22 protein-coding genes are annotated in these 21,831 nt (G+C 74.8%); 13 read left to right on the forward strand and 9 right to left on the reverse strand.

What is annotated here, in order from left to right; translation table 11 throughout:
* Window positions 1–21: 21 nt before the first annotated feature.
* The 3 genes from AB0D66_RS24455 to AB0D66_RS24465 all read right to left on the reverse strand — a co-directional run bounded on the left by AB0D66_RS24455 (window position 22) and on the right by AB0D66_RS24465 (window position 2,385).
* Window positions 22–684 (reverse strand): DUF305 domain-containing protein, encoded by a 663-nt coding sequence (locus AB0D66_RS24455; protein ID WP_362307302.1) that lies wholly within the window; start codon window positions 682–684, stop codon window positions 22–24.
* A 76-nt stretch (window positions 685–760) separates the two neighbouring features.
* On the reverse strand, window positions 761–1,165 hold the full coding sequence (locus tag AB0D66_RS24460) for a DUF6153 family protein (protein ID WP_362307305.1): 405 nt from the start codon (window positions 1,163–1,165) through the stop codon (window positions 761–763).
* A gap of 113 nt (window positions 1,166–1,278) precedes the next feature.
* The gene (locus tag AB0D66_RS24465) at window positions 1,279–2,385 is read right to left on the reverse strand and encodes a glutamate--cysteine ligase (protein WP_362307429.1); all 1,107 of its coding nucleotides are present in this window, start codon (window positions 2,383–2,385) and stop codon (window positions 1,279–1,281) included.
* 260 nt (window positions 2,386–2,645) lie between these two features.
* Here AB0D66_RS24465 and AB0D66_RS24470 point away from each other — a divergent pair, with 260 nt between their 5' ends.
* Entirely contained in the window at window positions 2,646–3,437 is a 792-nt protein-coding gene (locus tag AB0D66_RS24470; RefSeq protein ID WP_362307308.1) for a hypothetical protein, read from the forward strand.
* 108 nt (window positions 3,438–3,545) lie between these two features.
* Window positions 3,546–4,802, forward strand: a complete 1,257-nt coding sequence (locus AB0D66_RS24475) for a Gfo/Idh/MocA family oxidoreductase (RefSeq protein ID WP_362307311.1) — start codon at window positions 3,546–3,548, stop codon at window positions 4,800–4,802.
* A gap of 119 nt (window positions 4,803–4,921) precedes the next feature.
* Here the strand turns inward: AB0D66_RS24475 and AB0D66_RS24480 are convergent, their stop codons facing one another.
* On the reverse strand, window positions 4,922–6,910 hold the full coding sequence (locus AB0D66_RS24480; protein WP_362307314.1) for a heavy metal translocating P-type ATPase: 1,989 nt from the start codon (window positions 6,908–6,910) through the stop codon (window positions 4,922–4,924).
* A 96-nt stretch (window positions 6,911–7,006) separates the two neighbouring features.
* On the opposite strand from AB0D66_RS24480, the gene AB0D66_RS24485 reads away from it, so the two are divergent.
* The gene (locus tag AB0D66_RS24485) at window positions 7,007–7,378 is read left to right on the forward strand and encodes a metalloregulator ArsR/SmtB family transcription factor (RefSeq protein ID WP_362307317.1); all 372 of its coding nucleotides are present in this window, start codon (window positions 7,007–7,009) and stop codon (window positions 7,376–7,378) included.
* A 140-nt stretch (window positions 7,379–7,518) separates the two neighbouring features.
* Here the strand turns inward: AB0D66_RS24485 and rpsN are convergent, their stop codons facing one another.
* Together rpsN and rpmB are read right to left on the reverse strand one after the other, a co-directional pair.
* Complete coding sequence (gene rpsN, locus AB0D66_RS24490) at window positions 7,519–7,824, reverse strand: 30S ribosomal protein S14 (RefSeq protein WP_362307320.1); 306 nt, start codon at window positions 7,822–7,824, stop codon at window positions 7,519–7,521.
* A complete protein-coding gene (rpmB, locus tag AB0D66_RS24495; RefSeq protein WP_362307323.1) occupies window positions 7,824–8,060 on the reverse strand; it encodes a 50S ribosomal protein L28 in 237 nt (78 codons plus the stop codon). The genes rpsN and rpmB overlap by 1 nt, the downstream gene beginning before the upstream one ends.
* Before the next feature lie 69 nt (window positions 8,061–8,129).
* Here rpmB and rpmG point away from each other — a divergent pair, with 69 nt between their 5' ends.
* The 8 genes from rpmG to AB0D66_RS24535 all read left to right on the forward strand — a co-directional run bounded on the left by rpmG (window position 8,130) and on the right by AB0D66_RS24535 (window position 15,007).
* A complete protein-coding gene (rpmG, locus tag AB0D66_RS24500) occupies window positions 8,130–8,294 on the forward strand; it encodes a 50S ribosomal protein L33 (RefSeq protein ID WP_133895600.1) in 165 nt (54 codons plus the stop codon).
* Window positions 8,295–8,338: 44 nt separating this feature from the next.
* The gene (locus tag AB0D66_RS24505) at window positions 8,339–8,587 is read left to right on the forward strand and encodes a type B 50S ribosomal protein L31 (protein WP_362307327.1); all 249 of its coding nucleotides are present in this window, start codon (window positions 8,339–8,341) and stop codon (window positions 8,585–8,587) included.
* Entirely contained in the window at window positions 8,584–9,726 is a 1,143-nt protein-coding gene (locus AB0D66_RS24510) for a GTP-binding protein (protein ID WP_362307330.1), read from the forward strand. The genes AB0D66_RS24505 and AB0D66_RS24510 overlap by 4 nt, the downstream gene beginning before the upstream one ends.
* A 70-nt stretch (window positions 9,727–9,796) precedes the next feature.
* A complete protein-coding gene (rpsR, locus tag AB0D66_RS24515) occupies window positions 9,797–10,033 on the forward strand; it encodes a 30S ribosomal protein S18 (protein ID WP_362307333.1) in 237 nt (78 codons plus the stop codon).
* A 199-nt stretch (window positions 10,034–10,232) separates the two neighbouring features.
* Window positions 10,233–11,714: a Y4yA family PLP-dependent enzyme gene (locus tag AB0D66_RS24520; RefSeq protein WP_362307336.1), complete on the forward strand. Its 1,482-nt coding sequence runs from the start codon at window positions 10,233–10,235 to the stop codon at window positions 11,712–11,714.
* Window positions 11,711–13,033: a pyridoxal-phosphate dependent enzyme gene (locus AB0D66_RS24525; RefSeq protein ID WP_362307338.1), complete on the forward strand. Its 1,323-nt coding sequence runs from the start codon at window positions 11,711–11,713 to the stop codon at window positions 13,031–13,033. The genes AB0D66_RS24520 and AB0D66_RS24525 overlap by 4 nt, the downstream gene beginning before the upstream one ends.
* 1 nt (window position 13,034) lies before the next feature.
* On the forward strand, window positions 13,035–14,237 hold the full coding sequence (locus AB0D66_RS24530) for an aminotransferase class V-fold PLP-dependent enzyme (protein WP_362307341.1): 1,203 nt from the start codon (window positions 13,035–13,037) through the stop codon (window positions 14,235–14,237).
* Window positions 14,238–14,245: 8 nt separating this feature from the next.
* Complete coding sequence (locus tag AB0D66_RS24535) at window positions 14,246–15,007, forward strand: class I SAM-dependent methyltransferase (protein ID WP_362307343.1); 762 nt, start codon at window positions 14,246–14,248, stop codon at window positions 15,005–15,007.
* Window positions 15,008–15,100: 93 nt separating this feature from the next.
* On the opposite strand, the gene AB0D66_RS24540 is transcribed toward AB0D66_RS24535, so the two are convergent.
* Both AB0D66_RS24540 and AB0D66_RS24545 read right to left on the reverse strand, forming a co-directional pair.
* Window positions 15,101–16,891, reverse strand: a complete 1,791-nt coding sequence (locus tag AB0D66_RS24540) for an Ig-like domain-containing protein (RefSeq protein ID WP_362307346.1) — start codon at window positions 16,889–16,891, stop codon at window positions 15,101–15,103.
* 50 nt (window positions 16,892–16,941) lie between these two features.
* A complete protein-coding gene (locus tag AB0D66_RS24545) occupies window positions 16,942–18,021 on the reverse strand; it encodes a hypothetical protein (protein WP_362307349.1) in 1,080 nt (359 codons plus the stop codon).
* A 288-nt stretch (window positions 18,022–18,309) separates the two neighbouring features.
* On the opposite strand from AB0D66_RS24545, the gene AB0D66_RS24550 reads away from it, so the two are divergent.
* Both AB0D66_RS24550 and AB0D66_RS24555 read left to right on the forward strand, forming a co-directional pair.
* Window positions 18,310–19,635, forward strand: a complete 1,326-nt coding sequence (locus tag AB0D66_RS24550; RefSeq protein WP_362307352.1) for a hypothetical protein — start codon at window positions 18,310–18,312, stop codon at window positions 19,633–19,635.
* Complete coding sequence (locus AB0D66_RS24555) at window positions 19,632–20,291, forward strand: hypothetical protein (RefSeq protein ID WP_362307355.1); 660 nt, start codon at window positions 19,632–19,634, stop codon at window positions 20,289–20,291. The genes AB0D66_RS24550 and AB0D66_RS24555 overlap by 4 nt, the downstream gene beginning before the upstream one ends.
* A gap of 10 nt (window positions 20,292–20,301) precedes the next feature.
* On the opposite strand, the gene AB0D66_RS24560 is transcribed toward AB0D66_RS24555, so the two are convergent.
* Window positions 20,302–21,072 (reverse strand): NPP1 family protein, encoded by a 771-nt coding sequence (locus AB0D66_RS24560; protein ID WP_362307358.1) that lies wholly within the window; start codon window positions 21,070–21,072, stop codon window positions 20,302–20,304.
* Between the last annotated feature and the right edge of the window lie 759 nt (window positions 21,073–21,831).

Consider the following 21,831-nt stretch of genomic DNA (forward strand, 5'->3'; position numbering starts at 1 on the left):
CGCCGCTCCCGCGGCGGCGGATCAGTTCTTGCCGAGGAGCCCGTTCATCGTGGCGATCTCGGCGCTCTGGGAGCTGATGATGGCCTCCGCCATCGTCTTCGCCTCGGGGTGCGCGCCGTCGGCGCGCTCCGTCTTCGCCATCGCGACGGCGCCCTCGTGGTGCTTGATCATGAGCTCCATGAAGGCGGTGTCGAAGGCCTTGCCGGAGGCCTTGCCCAGCCGGTCCATCTCCTCGGCGGTCATCATCCCGCCGCCGGCCCCGTGGGCGGAGTGGTCGCCCGCGCCCGCGGCGGGCACCTGCTCGCCCCATGCGGTCAGCCATCCGGACAGGGTCCGGATCTCCGGGTCCTGGGCCTTCTTGATCGCCTCGGCGAGCTGCTTCACCTCGGCCGAGCCGGCCCGGGTGGGGGCGAGGTCGGCCATCTCCACGGCCTGCCGGTGATGGGGGATCATCCCCTGCGCGAAGGCGACGTCGGCGGCGTTGTGCCGTCCCTGCGCGGCGGGCGCCGAAACCGACGGGGTCGGAGACTGGGACGGGGACTGGGACTGGGACTGGGCCGCGTGGCCGCCGTGCCCTGCGGCGGCTCCGCCCTCGGCCCCGCCGCAGGCGGCGAGGACCAGGGAGGCCGCGAGGGCGGCGGCGACGGCGGTGGTTCGGCGGATCGGGGAACGGTTCTTGCTCATGGTGGTGCGACTCCTTGACGCGTGAGGGCAGGGCTGAGCGCGGCGTCCCCGGACCGGGGCCGCCGTGCGGGCCGCTCTAGATGCGCAGGAGTTGCAGTTCCGCGAGGTCGGGCGGGGCGCGCCCGCCGGTCGCCGGCGCCGACGCGCGGCCGGCGGACACCGCGGGCACGCAGGCGCCCGGCAGGGCGGCCGCGAGCGCGGGCGGTGCGTACGGGGTGGAGATCCCGGTCGCGGCGCAGGTGGCGTCCGCGTGGTGCGTCCGGCCCTGGCCGCCGGGGTCGTGCGAGCAGCCCTCGGCCGTCACGTGGTGGTCGGAGCCGTGCCCGGCGGCGGGGGCCGCGTGCGCCCCGGCGGGCATCACGCCCATGGCCGCGGCGCCCAGCCCGTGCATGGCCAGCACCCCGGCCAGGACCGCGAGCACCAGCAGCAGACGGCCGGGCCCGGCGGGGCGGCGGCGCGGCGGCTGCGGGGCGGGGATCATGCGGTCATCCTACGATCCCGCGCCGCCCGCGCCCCGCCGAGAGCACCCGGCGGCGCGGCGCGCTCGCCGCCGCGCGGACCGGCGGGGGCGCACCCCCTCGTGACGTCCGGGGCCTACCGCCACGCCATCTCGGGGCTGAGGTCCGGTGTGGTGGCCGCCGCCAGGTCGTCCACCACCGCGTGCAGGCTGCCCGTGCGCCGGTACACCGCGCGCTGGCGCTCCGCGCCCGTGCCACGCCTGCACAGCTCGCCGAGGAGCCACTCGGCCTCCGCGAGGTCGCCCGTGGCGGCCAGACCGGGCTCGGCGCGGCGCAGCAGGGCCGCGGTCAGGGTGTGGGCGGGCACGGTGTCGCCGGTGAGCGGGTCGATCCCGTCCCCGTGGGGCCCGTAGCGGGCCGCGAAACGGTGGGCGGCCCGCAGCCGGCCCACCGGGACGGCGGGCGGCGGGCTGCCGTCCGCCTCGGCCGTCATCGTCGTGCACAGGCCGCGGATCAGCAGGGCCAGCAGCACGGTGGTGTCCACGTCGGCGCTGACGTCCGCGATCCGGATCTCGAGCGTGGGCACGTGCTCCGACGGGCGGGCGTACCAGTAGATCATTCCCCGGTCGAGGATGACCCCCGAACTGACCAGGGCGTCCGCGGTGGACTCGTAGCCCGCCGGATCCAGCAGCGGCGCGGGCCCCACCGTCGGCCAGCGGCCGAACTCCACCGAGCGCCAGCCGGCCCAGCCGCTCTCCTGCCCGCCGGCGAACGGCGAGTTCACCGCGAGCGCCTGGAGCGCGGGGAGGTACGGGCGCACGCGGTTGGCCAGGTCCAGGGCCCGGGCGTGGTCGAGGGTGCCGATGTGGACGTGGCAGCCGCAGACCGCCCCGAGCCGGCCGTCGACGATCGCGCGGTAGGCGCCGGCCATGCGCCGGTAGCGCGGACCGTCGGTCACCGGTACGGGATGGTCCGGTGGGACCACGGCCGTGCCCGTACCCACCAGCAGGCATCCCGCCTCGCGCGCCGCGCGGCCCGCCGTGGTCCGCAGGGCGGACAGCTGGTCGCGCAGCTCGGCGCCGGTACCGACGGGCCGGGTACAGACCTCGAGCTGGGACGTGTAGAACTCGGCCTGGGCCTGATCGCCGAGATCCGGGGCGAGGGCCCCGAGTACCTGCGGTGCCCGGGGCACCGGCGTCCGCGTGTGGACGTCCACGAGGAAGAACTCCTCCTCGACTCCCATGGTGAGCACGGCTACCCGCTTCCGTCGTCGGACAAGCGACCGGATGGCACCCCGCCCGTCCGGCTCCCGCGCCTTCGTCGCCCGGCCGCCGTCGTGGGAGGCGTATGCCCTCTTCAGTCTGCTCCATACGCGGCCCGCGGGCGCTCCCGAGCCGGTGGCCTGCACGGGGTGACCCAGTGCTTCCGGACGGTCACGGTGGGGCATCACCCCTCCCCGGACGGCCCGTTCGGCGGTTCGGCGGTTCGAGTAGCGTTCGGTGGATGACCACTCCACCGCCGCAGCAGCCCCCGGGCGCCTACGGACCCCCTCAGTACCAACAGCCGTACCAGCAGCCGCAGCAGTACCCGCAGCCGCATCCCCAGCAGTACCCGTACCCGTATCCGGGGCAGCCGGCCTACCCTCCGCCGCGCAAGAGCCGGACGGGCCTGGTGGTCGGGATCATCACGGCCTCGCTGGCCGGGCTGGGCGTCCTCGCCTTCGCGGTGAGCCGGATCGCCGGGGCCGGGGCCCTGTCGGGCGGCTTCCCGGAGGCCGAGTACCGGCTCACCGTGCCGCAGACCCTGCTGGACGGCGAGTACGAGCTGGTCCAGGACCTCTCGCAGTCCGAGGGCGCGGCGGCGCTCAAGGGCGCCTACGACCCGAAGATCCGCAACCCCGAGCCGGCGGTCGGCCAGTACACCGCCGAGTCCCGCAAGGGTGTCGGCGCCCTCGTCTTCTCCGGCATGTACGGCCAGTTCAAGGATCCGGCGGAGGCCCGCGGGAAGATGCTGTCCGGCGCCGCGGACGCCAAGGGGGCGACCCTGGCGGTGCCGGCCCGGGAGATCACCCCGGCCGGCTCCGGGATCACCGTCTCCTGCCAGGTGCTGACGATGACCCAGGACGGCGCCAGGAGCACCCTGCCGATGTGCGCCTGGGCGGACGAGAACACCGGCGCGTCGGTCGGCGTCGTCGCTCCGGAGACCGTTCAGCAGGACCCGAAGGCCGTGGACCTGGCCAAGATCGCCGAGACCACCCTGAAGGTGCGCGCGGAGAGCAGGCAGCCCATCGGCTGAACCGCGCCGGCCGGAGGGCGCGGTGATGCCCGAGGGCGTCTTGTCCCGGTGATCCGCGAGCACTAGCCTCGCGCCGCAGACGTCGCCTACGTACGGAAAGCGGGACGGATGTCCGTCGGAGTCACTCTTGCCGTCATCGGTGCCGGGGACCGCGGAGCCGCTCACGCGGCCTGGGCGCTGGCCCATCCGGAGCGGGCGACGGTCGTCGCGGTGGCCGAGCCGCGGGTGGTGCGGCGGGAGCGGATCGCGGCCGCGCACGGTCTGGGCGCCGGGGCGGTGGTGGACGACTGGCGGGCGCTGGCGGCCCGCGGCCGCGTGGCGGACGCGGTGCTGATCTGCACGCTGGACCGCGACCACCTCGAGCCGGTCCTGGCGTTCGCCGCGCTCGGCTGCCACATCATGCTCGAGAAGCCGATGGCGCTGACCGAGGAGGAGTGCCGGCGGATCGTGGCCGCCGTCGAGGAGGCCGGGGTGATCCTCTCCGTCGGGCACGTCCTGCGCTACACCCCGTACACGCGGGCGCTCAAGCGCGTCCTCGACTCCGGACGGATCGGAGACGTCGTCAGCGTCCAGCACCTGGAGCCGGTCGGCTTCTGGCACCAGGCCCACTCCTTCGTGCGCGGCAACTGGCGCCGCGAGGACGAGGCCACCTCCATGCTGATGGCGAAGTCCTGCCACGACCTGGACTGGCTGCAGTACGTGCTCGGCCGGCCGCCGGTGCGCGTCTCCAGCTTCGGCCGCCTGTCCCACTTCCGGCCCGACCGCAAGCCCTCGGGCGCCGCCGACCGGTGCCTGGACTGCGCCGTGGAGGACACCTGCCCCTACTCCGCCGCCCGGGACTACGGCGACCGGCTCGCCGGGGGCCGGCACGGCTGGCCGCTGAGCGTGGTGGTCGACGAGTTCACCCCGCAGGCCCTGGAGACCGCGCTGCGCGAAGGCCCGTACGGGCGCTGCGTGTACGCCTGCGACAACGACGTGGTCGACCACCAGGTGGTCGCGATGGAGTTCGACTCGGGGGCCACGGCCACCTTCACCATGACCGCCTTCACCGAACACGCCGACCGCCAGACCCGGATCTTCGGCACGCGCGGCGAACTGCGCGGGGACGGCGGGCAGTTGCGGCTCTACGACTTCCTGACCCGCGGCGAGGAGGTCATCGGGCTCGGTGCCGGAGGGGCGATGGACGCCGCCGGCGGCCACGGAGGCGGGGACGCGGGCCTGATGGACGCCTTCGTCTCCGCCGTCGCGGCCGGGGATCCCGCCCTGGTGAAGTCCGGGCCGCGGGAGTCCCTCACCAGCCACCTGACCGTGCTGGCCGCCGAACGCGCCCGACGCGAGGGCACCGTCGTGGACGTCCAGAGGTGAATACCGGGACCGACGGGGTCACCGACGGGGTCACCGACGGGGCGACCCGCCCGGCGTGACCGCCGTCGGCCCGGTGCGCCGGCCGGCCCGCTCGGCGCCGACCGGCCGGCCGCAGTCCCTCACTCCCCCGTGGCGGCGGCCCGCTGCCACGCCGAGTCGCGCAGCAGGCGCAGGCCGTTGAGGCCGACGATGACGGTCGACCCCTCGTGGCCCAGCACGCCCAGCGGCAGCGGCAGATGGCCGACCAGGTCCCAGACGACCAGGACGGAGATGAACACCCCCGCGACGACCAGGTTCTGCGCCACCAGGCGGCGCGCGGCGCGGGAGAGCGCGATCACGGCCGGTACGGCGGCCAGTTCGTCGCGGACGACGACCGCGTCGGCGGTTTCCAGGGCGAGGTCGGATCCGGCCCGGCCCATGGCGACGCCCGTGTGGGCGGCGGCCAGCGCGGGGGCGTCGTTGACCCCGTCGCCGACCACCAGCACCCGGCGTCCGGCCGCCTCCTGCTCCCGGACCGCGGCGACCTTGTCCTGCGGCAGCAGCCCGGCGCGGACGTCGGCAATGCCGATCTCCGCGGCGAGGCGGCCGGCGGCGCGCGGGTTGTCACCGGTCAGCAGCACCGGCACGGTGCCGGTCAGCGCGTGCAGGGCCCTGACGGCGGCGGCCGCGCCGGGGCGCGGCCGGTCGGCGAGTCCGAGCACGCCGACGGGGACCCCGTCGCGCCGGACGAGCACGGCGGTACGGCCGCCGCCCTCCAGCGCGCCCGCGACCTCGGCGGCGTCCGCCGCGGCGGCGGAGTACGGGGGGCCGCCCAGCAGCCGGGCCGGGGCCCCGGCCTCCACCAGGTGGCCGCCCACGGTGGCCGTCACTCCCGATCCGGGGACGGAGCCGAAGTCCGCGGCGGCGGCCGGGCGCAGGCCCCGTTCGCGGGCGGCGGCGGTGATGGCGCGGGCGAGCGGGTGTTCGCTGGGGCGCTCGGCGGCGGCCGCCAGGGCCAGCAGGGCGTCCTCGGTCAGTCCGGCGCCGGCCAGCGGCCGGATGTCGGTGACGCGGGGGGTGCCTTCGGTGAGGGTGCCGGTCTTGTCGAGTGCCACGGCGTCGACCTGTCCGAGGCGTTCCATCACCACGGCGGACTTGACCAGGACGCCGTGGCGCCCGGCGTTGGCGATGGCCGACAGCAGGGGCGGCATGGTGGCCAGCACCACGGCGCAGGGCGAGGCGACGATCATGAAGGTCATGGCCCGCAGCAGGGAGCCGGCGAGGTCGGCGCCGAAGGCGAGCGGAACGAGGAAGACGGCCAGTGTGGCGCCGACCATGCCGATCGAATAGCGCTGTTCGACCTTCTCGATGAACAGCTGGGTGGGTGCCTTGGTCTCGGAGGCTTCGGCGACCAAGGCGACGATCCGGGCGATCACCGAGTCGGAGGCGTCGCGTTCGACGGCCACGCGCAGGGCCCCGGTGCCGTTGAGGGTGCCGGCGAACACCTCGTCGCCGGCCTCCTTCGGCGCCGGCAGGGGTTCGCCGGTGATGGTGGCCTGGTCGACCTCGCTCGCCCCTTCCAGGACCCGGCCGTCGGCCCCGATCCGCTCCCCGGGCCGGATCAGGACGATGTCGCCGATCCGGAGGTCCCCGGTGGCCACCGTCTCCTCGCGGCCGTCGCCGGCCAGCCGGGTGGCGGTGGCCGGTGCGAGGTCGAGGAGGCCGCGCACCGCGTCCTGGGTGCGGGCGGTGGCCAGCGCCTCCAGGGCGCCGGAGGTGGCGAAGATGACGATGAGCAGCGCGCCGTCCATCACCTGTCCGATCGATGCCGCGCCGAGCGCGGCGACGATCATCAGCAGGTCCACGTCCAGGGTCTTGTCCCGCAGGGCCCGCAGCCCCGCCCGGGCCGGCTCCCAGCCGCCGCAGGCGTACGCGGCGGCGTACAGCGGGCCCCACGCCCAGGCCGGGGCGCCGGTCAGCTGGAGGGGCAGCGCGGTCAGGAAGAGCAGCAGCGCGGCCGCGGCCCAGCGGGCCTCCGCCAGGGCGAACACCCGCGTACGGCGCCGCGGAGCCGCCGGGGTCTCGGCCGACGGTGCCCGTCGGGGGCGCTGGAGCAGGACTGGAGGCATGGCTGATCAACCCTTCGCGGGCATGGGGACGGCTGCCCCCTCACCGTACAGGAACATCTGAAGAGGTCTTCAGATGTCGTCGGTAAGATGGCCGCCATGGGCCACGGAACGGACGCCGAGAACACCGCCACGACGCGCGAACGCCTGGACGCCGTGGGGACCGCGGACGTGGCGGCCACCCTCCAGGCCCTGGCGACCCCCTCACGGCTGTACATCCTCGCCCGCCTCCAGGAGGGCCCCTGCGCCGTGGGCGACCTCGCCGAAGCGGTGGGCATGGAGCCCTCGGCCTGCTCCCACCAGCTGCGCCTGCTGCGCAACCTCGGACTGGTCGCCGGCGAGCGGCGGGGCCGCTCCATCGTCTACTCCCTGTACGACCACCACGTCGCCGAACTCCTCGACCAGGCCCTCTTCCACGTGGAGCACCTGCGCCTGGGCCTGCACGACAGGGTCGCCACGGAAGCGCACTGAGCCCACGGGCCACTTGGCCACTTGGCCACCCAGCCCACCCGGCCACCCGGCGACGCCGCACACCACGCCGGGAGCGACAGCGCGGCGGCCCGCATCCCGCCGGAGACGCGGGCCGCCGCACCACCGCCCGGAGCACCGTCCTACCAGGACGACTTGGCGACTCCGGGAAGGAGGCCGGCGTGCGCCTGCTCGCGCGTACGGATCCGGGAGAGCCCGAACTTCCGCAGGTGGCCGCGGGGCCGCCCGTCGACGCTGTCGCGGTTGCGCACCCGGGTCGCGCTGGCGTCGCGCGGCTGCGCGCGGAGTTCACCCAGTGCGGCGCGGCGTTCGGCCTCCGTCGAGGAGGGCCGGCGCAGCACCTCCTTCAACTCGGCGCGCCGGGCGGCGTGGTGCTCGACGGTCGCCTTGCGCTTCTCGTTGCGCGCGACCTTGCTCTTCTTCGCCATCAGACCTTTCCCCCTCGGGCCCGGATCCGGGCCACCGCCGCCTCGACGCCGATCATGTCGACGGTCTTGATCGCCCTCGCGCTGAGGACGAGGCGCACGTGCCGCCCCTCGCTCGGCAGCCAGTAGCGCTTGCGCTGCACGTTGGGGTCGAAGCGGCGCGGGGTGCGCCGGTGGGAGTGGGAGATGTTGTTGCCGAAGCCCGGCTGGGCTCCGGTCAGCTGGCAGTGGGCGGACACGGAGTCACCTGCCCCTCTCTGGTGCGGACGAGTTATTGGAAATGATTTCCATTCCCGTATAGTAGCGGCATGGCACGCAACGAAGTACGCCCGATCGTCAAGCTCCGCTCCACCGCGGGCACCGGCTACACCTATGTCACCCGCAAGAACCGGCGCAGCGACCCGGACCGCATGGTGCTGCGCAAGTTCGACCCGGTGGTCCGCCGACACGTCGACTTCCGCGAAGAACGCTGAGCCCGCCCCCTACCCCCCGCCCCCGCAACCCGGAAGGAACCGCCATGCAGCCCGGCATCCACCCCGCCTACGGCCCCGTCGTCTTCCGCGACAAGGCCGCCGACTTCGCCTTCCTCACCCGCTCCACCGCCACCAGCGAGAAGACGGTGGAATGGGAGGACGGCAACACCTACCCCGTCATCGACGTCGAGATCTCCTCGCAGAGCCACCCCTTCTACACCGGCACGGCCCGCGTCCTGGACACCGCGGGCCGCGTCGAGCGCTTCCAGCGGCGGTACGGGAGCACGGCGTGACCCTGCCCGTCGTCATCGTCGGCGGGCTGCACTCCGATGCCCGCCGCGCCACCGTGGAACGGCTGCTCGCCACCGTCCCCGGCAGCGTCGCCCTGCACCACGACCTGTCCACGGCGCCCCGGGGCACCGTCCTGCGCACCGTGCGCGACAGCTCCGGGACGCTCGGGTCGGGTGAGGCGCCGCTCGTCAACGACTGCGCCTGCTGCGCCCTGCGCGAGGACCTGGTCCCCGAGCTGTGGCGGCTCGCCGACGGCGGGCTGACCCGGCTCGCCGTCGTCGAGTTGTGGGACTCCGTCGAACCGCGGGCGATGGCCGAGGTCGTCGCAGCCCACGGCGGCGGGCGGCTGGAGCTCACCAACGTGATCACCGCCGTCGATCCCGCCCTCGTCCTGCCGTACCTGTCCAACGGGGACGACCTCGCGGAGGCGGGGCTCGCGGCGGCGGCCTCCGACCGGCGGACGGTCGGGGACACCTGGGCCCGGCAGCTCGAGTACGCACCCGTGCTGGCCCTCGTCGACGGCGCCGGCGCCGACGCGGAGGACCGGGCCCTCCTGGAGCAGCTCCACCCGACCGCTCGCCGGGTGGAGGCCGGGTCCGGCGACCTGCCGCGGCTCGCCTTCGCCGGATTCGACACCGAGGCCGCCGCCGCCGCGCAGCACCCGGCCTGCGCGCTGCTGCCGCAGGAGGCCGACGAGGCCGGGGTGGCCACCCTCGTCTGGCACCGCCACCGGCCGTTCCACCCGGAGCGGTTGTACGAGGCGCTGGAGGACCTGGCCTGCGCGGCCGCACGCAGCCGTGGCCGGTTCTGGCTCGCCGACCGCCCCGACACCCTGCTCGCCTGGGACGCCGCCGGCGGCGCGCTCTGCGTGGAGGACAGCGGGCCCTGGCTGGCCTCCCTCCCGGACGCCGCCTGGGAGATGGTGCCGCCGGTGCGCCGGGCGGCCGCCGCGCTGGGCTGGCACCCGGAGCACGGCGACTGCTGCCAGCACCTGGTCTTCACCTCGCCCGGCCTGGACCGGGAGGGGCTGGCGCGGCTCCTCGACTCCTGCCTGCTGACGGACGCCGAGTACACGGCGGGGCGCGAGGCGTGGAAGCGCCTGCCCGCCGCCTTCGACGCCCTCCTCGCCCCCGTCTCGTAGGACGCGTACACCTCCTCACAACACCCCGTCAGAAGAACGCAGTTCCACTTCACAGAGTTCAGGAATCCCCATGGCCCGACGCGTCACGCCCCGCTCGTCCCCCGCCGCCCGCCCCAACCCGCTGGACGCGGCGAAGATCACCTACATCGACTACAAGGACACCGACCTGCTGCGGAAGTTCATCTCCGACCGCGGGAAGATCCGCAGCCGCCGGGTCACCCGCGTCACGGCGCGGCAGCAGCGCCGGCTCGCCGCGGCGGTCAAGAACGCCCGCGAGATGGCCCTGCTCCCCTACGCCGCCAGGTAGCGGGGCAGCCTGCCGGGCCCGCGGCGGAACCGGAGCGGGCGCGGGCCCGGCGGGCCCCGACCGTCCTGATTCGGCCGTCGGGCGTCGCGATGCAGTCCCTCCCCCGCCGGGCCGGGCCCAAAGGGGCCCGCGCGGGTTACGGTCGTACGACCGTTTGCCGAAACCGGTACGTATTCCTCGTCGGGGAGGAACAGCTGGGATGAGCAACGCACCTCTGTACCTGGAACCACGGCTGACACCGCGGCTGACGTCCTTGCTGGATGCGGCCCCGTTCCTGCACGGGCTCGTCGACGGGCTCGGATCACCCCTGAACCTCGTACTCCCCCAGCAGTTCGCCGAGAACGTGGCGCGATTCTGCTCCGTCCTGCGCCGCCACCATCTGGGCGGCCGGGTCTGCTTCGCGCACAAGGCCAGCCGCTCCAGCGCCCTGGTCCGGCACCTCGCCACGACCGACGCCGCCCTCGACGCCGCCTCGCTCGGCGAGTTGAGGCACGCCCTGGGATCGGGATTCACCGGGGACCGCATCGTGGTCACCGGTCCCAAGGACCCCGAGACCCTCTGGCTCGCCGCGCGCAGCGGGGCCGTGGTCAACGCCGACGGCGTCGCGGAGCTGGAGGAGGCGGCCCGGATCGTGGGCGCGTTCGGCCTGCCCCGGCTGCGCGTGATCCTGCGGCTGTCCGAGTTCGAGACCTCCGGAACCCGGGTGCTGTCCCGCCGCAGCCGGTTCGGCACGGCCGTGAAGTCGCTCAGCGACCTGCTCGGCGTACTCGAACGCCACCAGGACGCGCTGGAGCCTATCGGGGTGGGCTACCACCTCGACACCACGAGCCTGGACGAGAAGGCCACGGCGCTCGAGGGGTGCCTTCGGGCGATGGAGGAGCTGCAGATCCGGGGGTTCGCGCCGCGCGTGGTCGACGTGGGCGGCGGCTTCGGCGTCAACTACCTGGCGCACGGCGAGCAGTGGGACCGCTACACCACCGAGCTCACGCACGCCGTCATGGGCCGGCGCCCGCCCCTGACCTGGGGCGGCCACGGCTACGGCCTGCGCGCGGAGAACGGCACCCTGCGGGGATCCCTGGGCCTGTATCCGGCCCACCGCCCCGTCGCCGGCGCCGCCTACCTCGACGAGCTCCTGTCCCGTCCCGCGCCGGGGCTCGGCCGCCCGTTCGGCACCCTGCTCCTGGAGAGCATGTACGACCTGTACGCCGAGCCCGGCCGCGCGCTGGCGGACCAGTGCGGGCTCACCCTCGGGAGGGTGCAGGAGGTACGGGCCGGCGGGGCCGGGGAGCACCTCGTACGGCTCGCCCTGAACGCCGGGGACGTGGGCCTGGAGGACCACGGCGTCCTCGTGGACCCCGTGCTGCTCCCCCGCGACGAGCCCCCCGGGCCGGCGGGCGGGCCGGTGGGCGTCTACCTCATGGGCAACCTCTGCCTCGAAGCGGACCTGATCACCCGCCGGATGGTGTTCCTGCCCCGGCTGCCGCGGCCCGGCGACCTGCTCGCCTTCGCCAACACCGCGGGCTACTGCATGGACTTCACCGCCACCCGGGCCCAACAGCAGCCAGTGGCGCGCAAGATCGCCGTCCGGCAGGAGGCGGCCGGGGAGGGGAGAGGGGCCTGGAGTTGGTGCCTCGACGAGGAGTACTGGCCGGTCACAGCCACGGGGGGACGGCGGACATGAGGTACGACAGCATCACCGAGGCCATCGGCGACACCCCGCTGGTCCGCATCGATCCGGCCGTGCACGGCCTGCGCCACATCGACCTCTACGCCAAGCTCGAAATGCTCAACCCCTTCGGCTCGCTGAAGGACCGGGCGGCCTGGCACATGGTCCGCTCCGCGCTGGGCGGGGCGCAGGCCGAGGCCGCGACGGTCGTCGAGCTGTCCAGCGGGAACACCGCCAAGGCACTGGCCCTGATCGCGGGGATGCACGGGCTGCCGTTCAAGAGCGTCACCAACCGGATGCGCATACCGGAGGTCAAGGACCTGCTCCTGCTGCTGGGCGCCGAGATCGAGGAGCTGCCCGGGCAGAGCGAATGCCTCGACCCGACCGACACGGAGGACCCGCTGACCCGGTTCCACCAGCGCCTCAGCCGGCCGGACAGCGCCCTCCTGCACACCGACCAGTACTTCAACCCCCTCAACGCCGAGGCGCACGAGCGCGGCACCGGGGCGGAGATCATCGCCGATCTCGACGGCCGGGCTCCGGACTGGTTCGTCGCGTGCGTGGGCACGGCCGGTTCCTCCACGGGGGTGGCCCGCGCCCTGCGCGCCCACGATCCGGCGGTGCGGGTCGTCGGACTGGTCGGGGAGAAGTCCGACTTCATCCCCGGCATCCGCACCCTCGACGAGGTGCAGGAGGTCGGCCTCTTCGACCCCGCCGCCTACGACGCGCTCGAGCCGGTGGGCTCGGACGAGGCCATCGACGGGATGGTGACGCTGATGCGCCGCTGCGGACTGCTGGCCGGTCCGACCGGCGGGGCCGCGTACCTCGGGGCGGTACGCCATCTCCGGCCGCTGGACACCCCCTCGTCCGGCGGGCGCAGGACGGCCGTGTTCATCGTCTGCGACCGGGCGGAGAGCTACCTCGGCTACGTGCGGCAGCGCCGTCCGGAGCTGTTCGGCAGGCCCCCGGCGAAGAACTCGGTGACCACGCTGACCGGGGCCGAGGTCCGCTCGGCGGCCGTCATCGAGGTCGCCGAGGCCCAGAAGTGGATCGAGGACCGGCGCCCGCTGGTGCTCGACCTGCGCGGCCCGTTCGCGTACGCCGCGCTGCACATCGACGGCGCGGTCAACATCGTCGACGAGCTCTTCGACGAACTCCTGCGCGGCGGCCTGCCCTTCGGCACCCGGCAGCCGGTGCTGCTGACCTGCCCGGTCGGCGAGAAGTCCGCCCGGTACGCGGCGCTGCTGACGCGCATGGGCCACCCGGACGCACGCAGCCTCGCCGGCGGGATCGTGGCCTGGCGGGACGCCGGCGCACCCCTGGTGCGGGACTGACGTGGCGGCCGACCCCGCCGGGGAGATCGCGGAGCTGGCCTCGTGGCAGCGGGGGCTGCGCGCCCAGTTCCCGATCATCACCGGCCATCCCCGCCTGGCCTATCTGGACAGCGCGGCCACCGCGCAGAAGCCGCAGGCCGTCCTGGACGCCGTACACGGCTACCTCACGACCTCGAACGCCAACGCCGGCCGGGGATCGTATCCCTGGGCCAACACGACCACCGCGCTGGTGGAGCGCGCCCGCGAGCGGGTCAAGGAGTTCCTCGGCGATCCGCGGCCGGACCTGTCCTCGGTGCACTTCACCACCGGGGCCACGGACGGACTGCGCACCCTCGCCCGGGAGTGGCTGCCCGGGCTGCTGGCGGACGGCGACGAGATCGTCGTCCCGTTCGCCGACCACGAGGCGAACCTGGCGCCGTGGCTGGAGGCACGGGAGCTGCTGGCCCGCCAGGGGGTGCGGATCCGGGTGCGGGAGATGCCCTGCCAGCCGGGCTCCGGGGACTACGACCCGGTGGCCCTCGCCGCGATGACCGGCCCGCGCACCCGCTTCGTGGCCGCCACGCACGTGCACCACGTGTACGGGGCGGACATGAACGTGCACCGCATCCGGCAGGCGGTCGGGCCCGACGTGCCCCTCTGCCTGGACGCCGCCCAGAGCATCGGCCACCTGCCGGTCTCGGTGGCCGCGCTCGACGTGGACTTCGTGGTCTTCTCCGGGCACAAGGCGCTCGCCCTGCCCGGTACCGGCGCGGTCTGGGCGCGCGACCGCCGCGGGCCCGCCTTCCGGCCCGGCGGATGGAGCGGCACGCCCAACACGGTGGGCGTCGCCTCCCTGGCGGCGGCCCTGGACTGGCTGGACGCCGCGGGGACCGACCGCATCGAGCGCTGGACCGTGGCGCTGACCTCCCTGCTGACCGACGGGCTCGGGCGGCTGCCCGCGTACGAGGTGCTCGGCTGCCGCTCGAGCCTGGCGACCACGTCCGAGGTGCAGCGGCGGCGCAGCATCGTGACCTTCCGGCACCGCGGGATCGGCGCCCAGGACCTCGGGTTCATCCTCTTCAGCCACGGCTTCATGGTGCGCTCCGACGGCCACTGCCAAGCGGGCGGCGGCGACCGGGAGTCATCGGTTCGGGTGAGCCTGCACGTGCACAACACGCGTGAGGAGGTGGAGGGGTTGCTCGCCGCCCTGGCTACTCTGCAATGATTTCCATTATGGAGATGAGCACGATGACGGCGCGTACGGCAGCCCGCTGGGTGGAGCGCTGGGAGAGCCAGCAGCAGCGGTACGCCGTCGACCGCGAGGAGAGGTTCACGGTCATCACCGACGTGGTCGAACAGGTGACGGCCGGCCGGGCCGCGCCCCTGGTCCTCGACCTGGGCAGCGGCCCCGGCGCCCTGGCCGCGCGGCTGGCCGGCCGGCTCCCGGACGCCGAGGTGCTGGCCGTGGACGCCGACCCCCTGCTCCTCGAACTCGGCAGGTCCCACTACGGACCGGACCTGCGCCACGTCGAGGCCGTGATCGGGAGCCCCGGCTGGCTGGACGCGCTCGCCCTGGACCGCCCGGTGGACGCGGTGGTCTCGGCGACGGCCCTGCACTACCTCGGGGAGAGCACGCTGCGGCAGGTCTATCGGGAACTCGCCGAACGGCTGCGCCCCGGCGGCGTCCTCGTCAACGGCGACCACATCCGCCCCGACGCGCCGCGCATCGCCGAACTCGCCCTCCATGTGGGCGAGCGCCACTCCGAGCGGTACCTGGACACCACCGAGGACTGGGAGTCCTGGTGGGCGGAGGCGGCCGCCGACCCCGAGCTGGCACCGCGGCTGGCCGACTGCGGGCCCGACCGGCACCCGCACTGCGAGGGCAACGACCTGACCCTCTCCGGTCATGTCGCCCTGCTGCGCGAGGCCGGGTTCCCCCAGACGGGCACGGTATGGCAGTTCGGCCACAGCCACGTGGTGGTCGCCGTCCGCTGAACGGTGACGAGTCGGGGCGCTGCCCGTACGGCCCCCGCCCCGCCCGCGCGGGGAGGCGGGGGCCACTGCCGCGCTTGCGGCGGGTCCGTCCCGTCAGAGGCGGCACTGTCCGGAGCGGGGGCCCTGGACGACCGTGCCCGTCTGCCGCAGGTCGGGGCTGTTGCCCTCGCAGCGCAGCGGTCCGGTGACCCGGTTGGCGCGGAAGGCGGGGACCGGCTCTTCGGACAGCGGTCCCGCGGCGCTGTTGCCGTCGATCCGCACCGGTCCGGTGACCGTGTTGGCCGATGCCTGCAGGCCTCCGGTGTTGCCTTCGAGGGTGAGCGGGCCGGTGATCGTGTTGCCGGGGCAGGCCGCCGCGTCCTGGTCCGAGCCGATCAGCACGTAGCCGGCGCCGGCCCTGAGGCCGACCGGGCCGGTGAGCCGGGACCGGCAGACGGTGAGGGCCAGGGCCCCGTCCGCGGACACCGGCCCGGTGACCGCGGCGTCCGAGACGGCCAGGGATCCGCCGGGCCGGACCGTGACCGGTCCCGTCTGGCTGCCGCCGGCGGCGATGCACAGGGCCCGGCCGGCGGGCACGGTGAGGGCTCCGTGGTGCGCCGTGGTGAGGCAGGGTTCGCTGAATCCAACGGTGACGGCGGCCGGTTCGGCCGTCGCGCCGGGCGTGTGGCCGGGGTCTCCGGAGTACCGCGCGGTGATCGGATGGCCGCCGGGCTGGAGCGTGCCGGTGCGGAAGCGGGCCCGGCCCGCGCCGTCCAGCGGTACGGTCGCCAGGTCGCGCGCCCCGTCGGAGAAGGTGACCGTACCTCCCGGGGTGCCCGCCGCGGGGTTCGCGGAGGCGACGGCGGCCGTGAGGGTCACCGGGTGGCCGAACAGCGGTGCGGCCGTGTCCGCGGCGACGGTGACCGCGGTCCCGTACCGGAAGGTGACGATCGCCTTCCCGTTCCCCCGGTGGACCCCGGCGAGGAGCGAGACGTCCGTGGCGGCCGCTGCGGCGAAACTGCTTCCGCCTCCGCCGCCCGCGCCGTAGAGGTTGCCGGGGTTCCCGCCGCCGGAGCCTCCTCCGCCGCCGAAGTGGCCTCCTCCGCCGCCGCCCCCGCCGTTGCCGCCCCGGGCGCCGTTGCCGCCGGGGCCGCCGCTGCCCGGGTTGGGCAGCCCGGTCTGGGGGTCGGTATCGCCTCCCGCGATCCCGGGGCCGCCGAGCGCCGAGTGGAGGCTGCCGGCCCCGTGCGCGCTCTGGGTCGCCCCGCCGCCGCCGACCCCGGAACCCTCGGGGCCGCCGCCCTGGCCTCCGGGCTCCGCGACGAGTCCGCCGCCGGCGCCCCCGCGCAGCAGGGGTCCGCCGTTGCCGGCGCCTCCGCCGCCCCCGGCGACCAGGATCCGGTCGCTGGGGGCGGCGGCGCCGGCCCGGACAGCGGAGGCGCCGCCGCCGGAACCGCCGCCGCCGTGGGCGCCGCCGCCGCCGGATCCGTGGCCGAAGCCGCCGGGGCGGGCGTACTCACCGCGCCGGGAACTGCCGGGCACTCCGGCGGCTCCGACCGTGATGCCGAGGTGCCGGCCCGCGCTGACGGCCAGGGTGGCGCGGCTGTGGCCGCCGAGGCCGCCGGGAGCCCCCTCGTTCGGGGGGTTGGGGGTGACGAAGCCGGCCGCGCTGCCGCCTTCGGCCCCGTACAGGTCGACGGTGACGGCTCCGACCCCGTCCGGGACGGTGAAGGTGTCCGTGCCCGCAGCGCTGTAGGTGCAGGTGGGAGGGGAGGTGGTGAAGACGCCTCCGGCGCCGCAGGGTGGGGCGGCGGCCGGCTGGTCGGCGGTGGCGGGCAGGGCCGTCAGCACGGCTCCCAGGAGGCCGGTGACACCGGCCAGCACCACGGACTTGGATCTGAACATGCTCAACGAGGGTCCCATCGGGGTACGGGGAGGGGGTGCGGCTTCGGCGCTCAGACGCCGTCGTCGGCGCACAGCGCCCAGACGTCCGTGTAGGTGTCGGGCGAGCTTCCGGCTCCGGTGTGGGTGAAAGCCGTCCAGTACGAGGCCGTGGTGGTCCCGTCCCCGACCGGGGTGCCGCCGGAGTTGCTGGGGTAGCTTCCGTTCAGGTGGTCGCCGACCGAGCCCGGCCCGGTGAAGTCGGCGGTGGTCACGCTGCCGCCGCTGATCGCGGCGCCGCCGCTGACCAGCCTTCCGTCCTCGCCGCCGCAGCCGACCGTCGCGGTCTGGCCGGAGGTCGCGAGGGTGGGCCCGCTGACCTCGCCGAAGCGGACCTTGACGGTGGCGCCGCTGACGTCGATGGTGCTGCCGCTGCAGATCGCGTAGGCATACGTGGTGTTGTTGCTGTTGCCGCCGCCTCCGTTCCAGCCGACCGCGGTCCAGGAGTCGGGGTTGGTCTCGCCGTCGGCCGCGGCCTTCCGGCCGAAACCGTGGGCGGAGTCGTCGAAGGTGGGGAAGCTCGCGATCGGCTTGAGGCTCCCCACGCTCGCCGGCGTGATGCGGGCGCCGCCGCCGAGCAGGCGGGTGTCGGCCGGACAGGTCGCCGTGACCAGGCCCACCGTCCCGCTGCTCGTGGGTCCGGCGACCTTGTTCATGACCACCTGGGTGTGGTTGATCAGGCTGCTGGTGAAGCACATCGCGTACGGGGTGCTGGCGAAGGAGGCGTTGACCGCGCCGCCGCTGCCGCCGATGCCGAGCCAGTACGTCACGTCGGTGCCGACCACACCGGTGGAGCCGGTGTACTCGGTGCTGCCGTCGGGGCTGGGCGAGCTGCCGTTCACCTTGTTGCCGTTGGACGAAGTGCCGGTGCCGATGGCCTGGTTGATCCCGCCGCCCGAGATGAGACCGCTGCCGCACGCCGCGCTGGTCGATATCTCGGAGAAGGGGGAGCCGGGCCCGGTGGTGGCGCCCGGGGTCTTCACGGTCACGGCGACCGTGTTGGCGTACGCCGACCCCGGCAGCGCCAGGATCAGCAGGGCGCCCAGGACCAGCGCCTGCCCGCCGACGGACCGCCGCAGAAGCATCTTCCTCATCGCGTTCTCTCTCTTTCGGAGGTGGGTTCCGTCCTGTGCGCGTGCGGAATGTATCAGCCAGATAAGCCAGCAGGTAAGGCTGATTCTGCTGATTTACCTGGCAAATGCGTACTCGTTGGTAGCGGCGCGCGGCTCAGCGCGCCGGCGCCGACGGCGGACATGGTGCCGAGCAGGCCCATCAACCCTGCCGGTCCTCTCCTGCGGGACGGCCCCGCCGACCGGGTCCGCGCCGACGAGGGGCGGGGGCCGGGCGGGCGGAGGAGAATGGAAGACAGCTCACGGAGGGTCATGTCTGCCGTTGTCCGATGGTCCGGCCGATCGCTGGCCGCGGTGCTGCTGAGCGCGGCGGTCGCGTGGGGATCACCCGTCGCCGCACCGCCCGCCCAGGCCCGGGCACCTGCCTCGGTCGTCCTCACCCCGGACACGGGCCCGTCGGGAACCCCGGTCTCCGTCAGCGGGTCCTGCGAGACGGGCCCGGAAGCCGAGACCGCGGTGGGCGAGACCACCAGCGTCGACCTGCTCTGGGACGGCAGTCCGGTGGGGAGCAGCGGCCTCGGCGACGACGGCGCGTTCGAGCTCTCCTTCTCCGTTCCGGACGATGCCGGCCCCGGAGCCCATCCCGTGACCGCCGACTGCCGGTACGGGGCCGTGGTGTCCACCGCGACCGCCACCTTCACCGTGCCGGCCTCCGTCCCGGCCGCCCTGACGCTCAGCCCCGCGCAGGGCCCGGCCGGGACGCCGGTCCGGGTCGAGGGCTCCGGGTTCGGGGGCTGTTCCGGAAAGCTCGCCGGCACGGTCTCGCTGAGCTGGGACGAGAGTCCGCTCGGGGCCGCCGACGTCCCCACGGGGGCGGACGGGTTCAGCGCGGATGTGGTGGTCCCGGCCGACACCGCCGCCGGGGAGCACACCGTGACCGCCGTCTGCGACCGGGACGACAGGATCGTGGCCACGGCGGCCTTCACGGTGGCGGACTCCGCGGCGGAGCCGGCGGTGAGCGTCGCCCCGACCGAGGGGGAAGCCGGTACGGCGCAACCCGTCGTCTCCGGTTCGGGATTCGACTGCCCGGAGGTGGAACTGCTCTGGGACGGTGCGGTGGTGGCCCTCTCCGCGGTCGCGGAGGAGGGCGCCTTCGCGACCGCGATCGAGGTCCCGGCCGAGGAGGCGGCCGGCGTCCACGCCCTGCTGGTGCAGTGCACCGGGGATCCGGGCCGGTCTGCCGAGACCGTGTTCACCGTGACGGGCTCGGGACCGTCCCCCGAGCCGTCACAGGAGCCGTCACCCACCGACACCGGCCTCGTGCCCAGCCCGAACCCGCCGACCCCCGGCCCCCCGACCCCCGGCCCGCCGACGCCGAACCCGCACTCCGGGGGCGGAACGGCCCCCGTCGGCTGGGTGGTCGGCTCCGGGCTCCTCGGCGCGGGCCTGCTGGCCGCCGCGGGCGCCGCGTTCCTGGCCCACCGTCACCGGGGGCCGCGCTGGGTGCACGAGCACGTCAGCACCCGGCCGCGCCCCTCCCCCGGGACCACCCGCGTCACCGGGCCGCCCGGGCACCGCGTACGGCTGGAGCCGCGCGCGGATCCCGGAGAGCAGACCGTGCAGGAGGAAGACCGATGACCACCGCCCCTGTCGCCGCGCCCCTGACCGTCCGCTCCTTCCTGCTGGGCACAGACGAGGAGCGGGCCGCCTCCGGCCTCGCCGCGGCGCTGCACGACCAGCACGCCGGGACGGGCCTCCTCCCCGGCCCGCGCGGCCTGACCGACGCGGCGGACCGGGCCGTCGAGGCGCAACTGGGCGCCGTCATCAGCGGGTTCCTCGACCTCGACCTCGTCGCGCTGGTCGCGGGCGGCTGGGCCGGGCACACCGCGCTCAGGGAGGCCGCCCGCCGAACCCGCCAGTACCCGGGCAGCGAGGAGGTGGTCGCCCTGGCCACCCACAGCATCACCTCCACCCACCAGCCCGCGGTGGACGTCCTGGTGGACGGGGTTCCGGCCGCCACGGTCGACGTGGGGCTCACCGTCGTCTTCCGGATCACCGGCCTGGTCGCCGCGGTCCGCGACGCCCGCCTGGTCGCCGTACGGGCGGGCGACTGCGCGGTCGAGGCGGAGCTCGCCGTCCGGCGGATCGTCGTCGCGTCGCGGGAGGGCCGCCTGGACCTGCCCGCGGAACTGCGCCTGCGCTCCCCCGTCGAGCTGCTGCCCGCAGCGCAGCGGGGGCAGACGCAGTCCTACCTGCAGGCCGGCGCCTCCGGCGGGTCGCGCGGGTCCGGATAGGGAGCCGCCGTCACGTCCGGTATGGGTCGAAGGGGATGCCCGCCGGTTTGGCCTCCGCCAGGTGGGAGGCGAAGGAACCGTCCTTCAGGCCGAAGTGCGCGCTGCCGAAATCGGCCTGGCTGAGCTTGTCCCGCAGGGTCGCGGGGTAGCCCGACCAGCCGACCAGCGCGGGGAACTGCCAGGCACGGCGGTGGTTCTCGGGCGGTTCGTCGTTGACGTTCGCCGCACGGAAGCAGTGGGTGCCGACGCCGTCCTTGTGGTAGACGATCTTGGGGTGGGTGCCGTCCCAGCGGATCTGGTCGCGTGCGTGGATGTCGAAGTCGCCGTGGGCCGAGGTCGCGACGTACTTGGCCTCGTTGCCCTGGATCCAGACCACCACGTGCTCCCAGTCGTGGCGGTGGCCGCCCAGCTCGATGCCGGGGATGGCCTGGTCCTTCTCGAAGTACAGCGCGTACACCACGGCGCACCAGCCGTTGTTGCAGGCCCAGCGGGAGTAGCCGTTGGTGTTGGCGAGGTCCGAGGCGTCCCGGCAGTTGCCGTTGAGGGCGCCGGTGGGTTTGAGTCCGCCGTTCAGAACTCCGGTCGGGCCTATGGCGGGTGTCGGGTAGCAGCCGTCGGTGTCGTAGTCGTAGGCGGGCTGGAAGGTCTGCTCGATCGCCTCGGCCTGCGCGGGCAGGGCCGGGGGCGGGGCGGCGAAGGCCGCGTGGGGTAAGCCGACGACGAGCGCGAGTGCGGCGCCGACGACCACTGACGCTCTCCGGATGTGACGGTTCGTCCGCACAACAGGCCTCCTGGCCGGTCGGGTTCGGGGGCGGGCGCATCGCGACCACCCTCGTCCGACGCGCCCGGAGCATCATTCGCGAACCGGTGCGACACGGCAAGAGTCCGGGCAGCCCATCTTCCCCGCACGGCGCCCCGCGCGAACAGCGGCTCGGGGCAAGGGAATTGAGAAGAGGTCAGCGAGGCGGTCCCGCGAGGGGGGGCGCGGCAGGCGGGGCGGAGTGACGTCGAACGGCGCGGGCCGGGCGACCGCACCCTCAGAGGGCGCGGGGCACGGGGCGTGCGACGTGCGGCGTGCGACGTGGGGTGCGGGGCGTGGGGTGCGGGGCGTGCGACGTGGGGCGCGGGGTGCGGGCGCGGGGCGGGCGACGTGGGGCACGGGGTGCGGGGTGCGGGGCACGGGGCGTGCGACGTGGGGTGCGGGGTGCGGGGTGCGGGGTGCGGGGCACGGGGCGTGCGACGTGGGGCGCCGGGTGCTGGGCCCCGGGCGGAAGGCGGCCTCGCCGGTTACGTGGGCCCGGCGGCGCGCGGGGCGGGAGTCCGGGCGGGGTGCGCGCCGGAGGGCGTCACACCGGCGGGTGTGCCGGCGAGGCCGTCACGCGGTCATCGTCCGAGCGTGTTCATCAGGACGATGGCCAAGAGGTTCAGGAGGATGACGGCGACGACGCCGCCGATCATGGCCCAGGCCGTGCGTGATTCGTCCATGCGTACGAGTCGCCTCCCGGTGTCGGGCGTGCCGCTTTGCGCGGATACGGCGGGC

Source organism: Streptomyces sp. NPDC048270, assembly GCF_040652335.1.
Taxonomy (GTDB): Bacteria; Actinomycetota; Actinomycetes; order Streptomycetales; family Streptomycetaceae; genus Streptomyces.

Excerpts from the sequence above, each read along its gene's own strand:
- AB0D66_RS24455 (WP_362307302.1), bottom strand. The coding sequence starts at position 684 with ATGAGCAAGAACCGTTCCCCGATCCGCCGAACCACCGCCGTCGCCGCC.
- AB0D66_RS24460 (WP_362307305.1), bottom strand. The coding sequence starts at position 1,165 with ATGATCCCCGCCCCGCAGCCGCCGCGCCGCCGCCCCGCCGGGCCCGGC.
- AB0D66_RS24465 (WP_362307429.1), bottom strand. The coding sequence starts at position 2,385 with ATGGGAGTCGAGGAGGAGTTCTTCCTCGTGGACGTCCACACGCGGACG.
- AB0D66_RS24470 (WP_362307308.1), top strand. The coding sequence starts at position 2,646 with ATGACCACTCCACCGCCGCAGCAGCCCCCGGGCGCCTACGGACCCCCT.
- AB0D66_RS24475 (WP_362307311.1), top strand. The coding sequence starts at position 3,546 with ATGTCCGTCGGAGTCACTCTTGCCGTCATCGGTGCCGGGGACCGCGGA.
- AB0D66_RS24480 (WP_362307314.1), bottom strand. The coding sequence starts at position 6,910 with ATGCCTCCAGTCCTGCTCCAGCGCCCCCGACGGGCACCGTCGGCCGAG.
- AB0D66_RS24485 (WP_362307317.1), top strand. The coding sequence starts at position 7,007 with ATGGGCCACGGAACGGACGCCGAGAACACCGCCACGACGCGCGAACGC.
- rpsN (WP_362307320.1), bottom strand. The coding sequence starts at position 7,824 with ATGGCGAAGAAGAGCAAGGTCGCGCGCAACGAGAAGCGCAAGGCGACC.
- rpmG (WP_133895600.1), top strand. The coding sequence starts at position 8,130 with ATGGCACGCAACGAAGTACGCCCGATCGTCAAGCTCCGCTCCACCGCG.
- AB0D66_RS24505 (WP_362307327.1), top strand. The coding sequence starts at position 8,339 with ATGCAGCCCGGCATCCACCCCGCCTACGGCCCCGTCGTCTTCCGCGAC.
- rpsR (WP_362307333.1), top strand. The coding sequence starts at position 9,797 with ATGGCCCGACGCGTCACGCCCCGCTCGTCCCCCGCCGCCCGCCCCAAC.
- AB0D66_RS24520 (WP_362307336.1), top strand. The coding sequence starts at position 10,233 with ATGAGCAACGCACCTCTGTACCTGGAACCACGGCTGACACCGCGGCTG.
- AB0D66_RS24525 (WP_362307338.1), top strand. The coding sequence starts at position 11,711 with ATGAGGTACGACAGCATCACCGAGGCCATCGGCGACACCCCGCTGGTC.
- AB0D66_RS24535 (WP_362307343.1), top strand. The coding sequence starts at position 14,246 with ATGGAGATGAGCACGATGACGGCGCGTACGGCAGCCCGCTGGGTGGAG.
- AB0D66_RS24540 (WP_362307346.1), bottom strand. The coding sequence starts at position 16,891 with ATGTTCAGATCCAAGTCCGTGGTGCTGGCCGGTGTCACCGGCCTCCTG.
- AB0D66_RS24545 (WP_362307349.1), bottom strand. The coding sequence starts at position 18,021 with ATGAGGAAGATGCTTCTGCGGCGGTCCGTCGGCGGGCAGGCGCTGGTC.
- AB0D66_RS24550 (WP_362307352.1), top strand. The coding sequence starts at position 18,310 with ATGTCTGCCGTTGTCCGATGGTCCGGCCGATCGCTGGCCGCGGTGCTG.
- AB0D66_RS24555 (WP_362307355.1), top strand. The coding sequence starts at position 19,632 with ATGACCACCGCCCCTGTCGCCGCGCCCCTGACCGTCCGCTCCTTCCTG.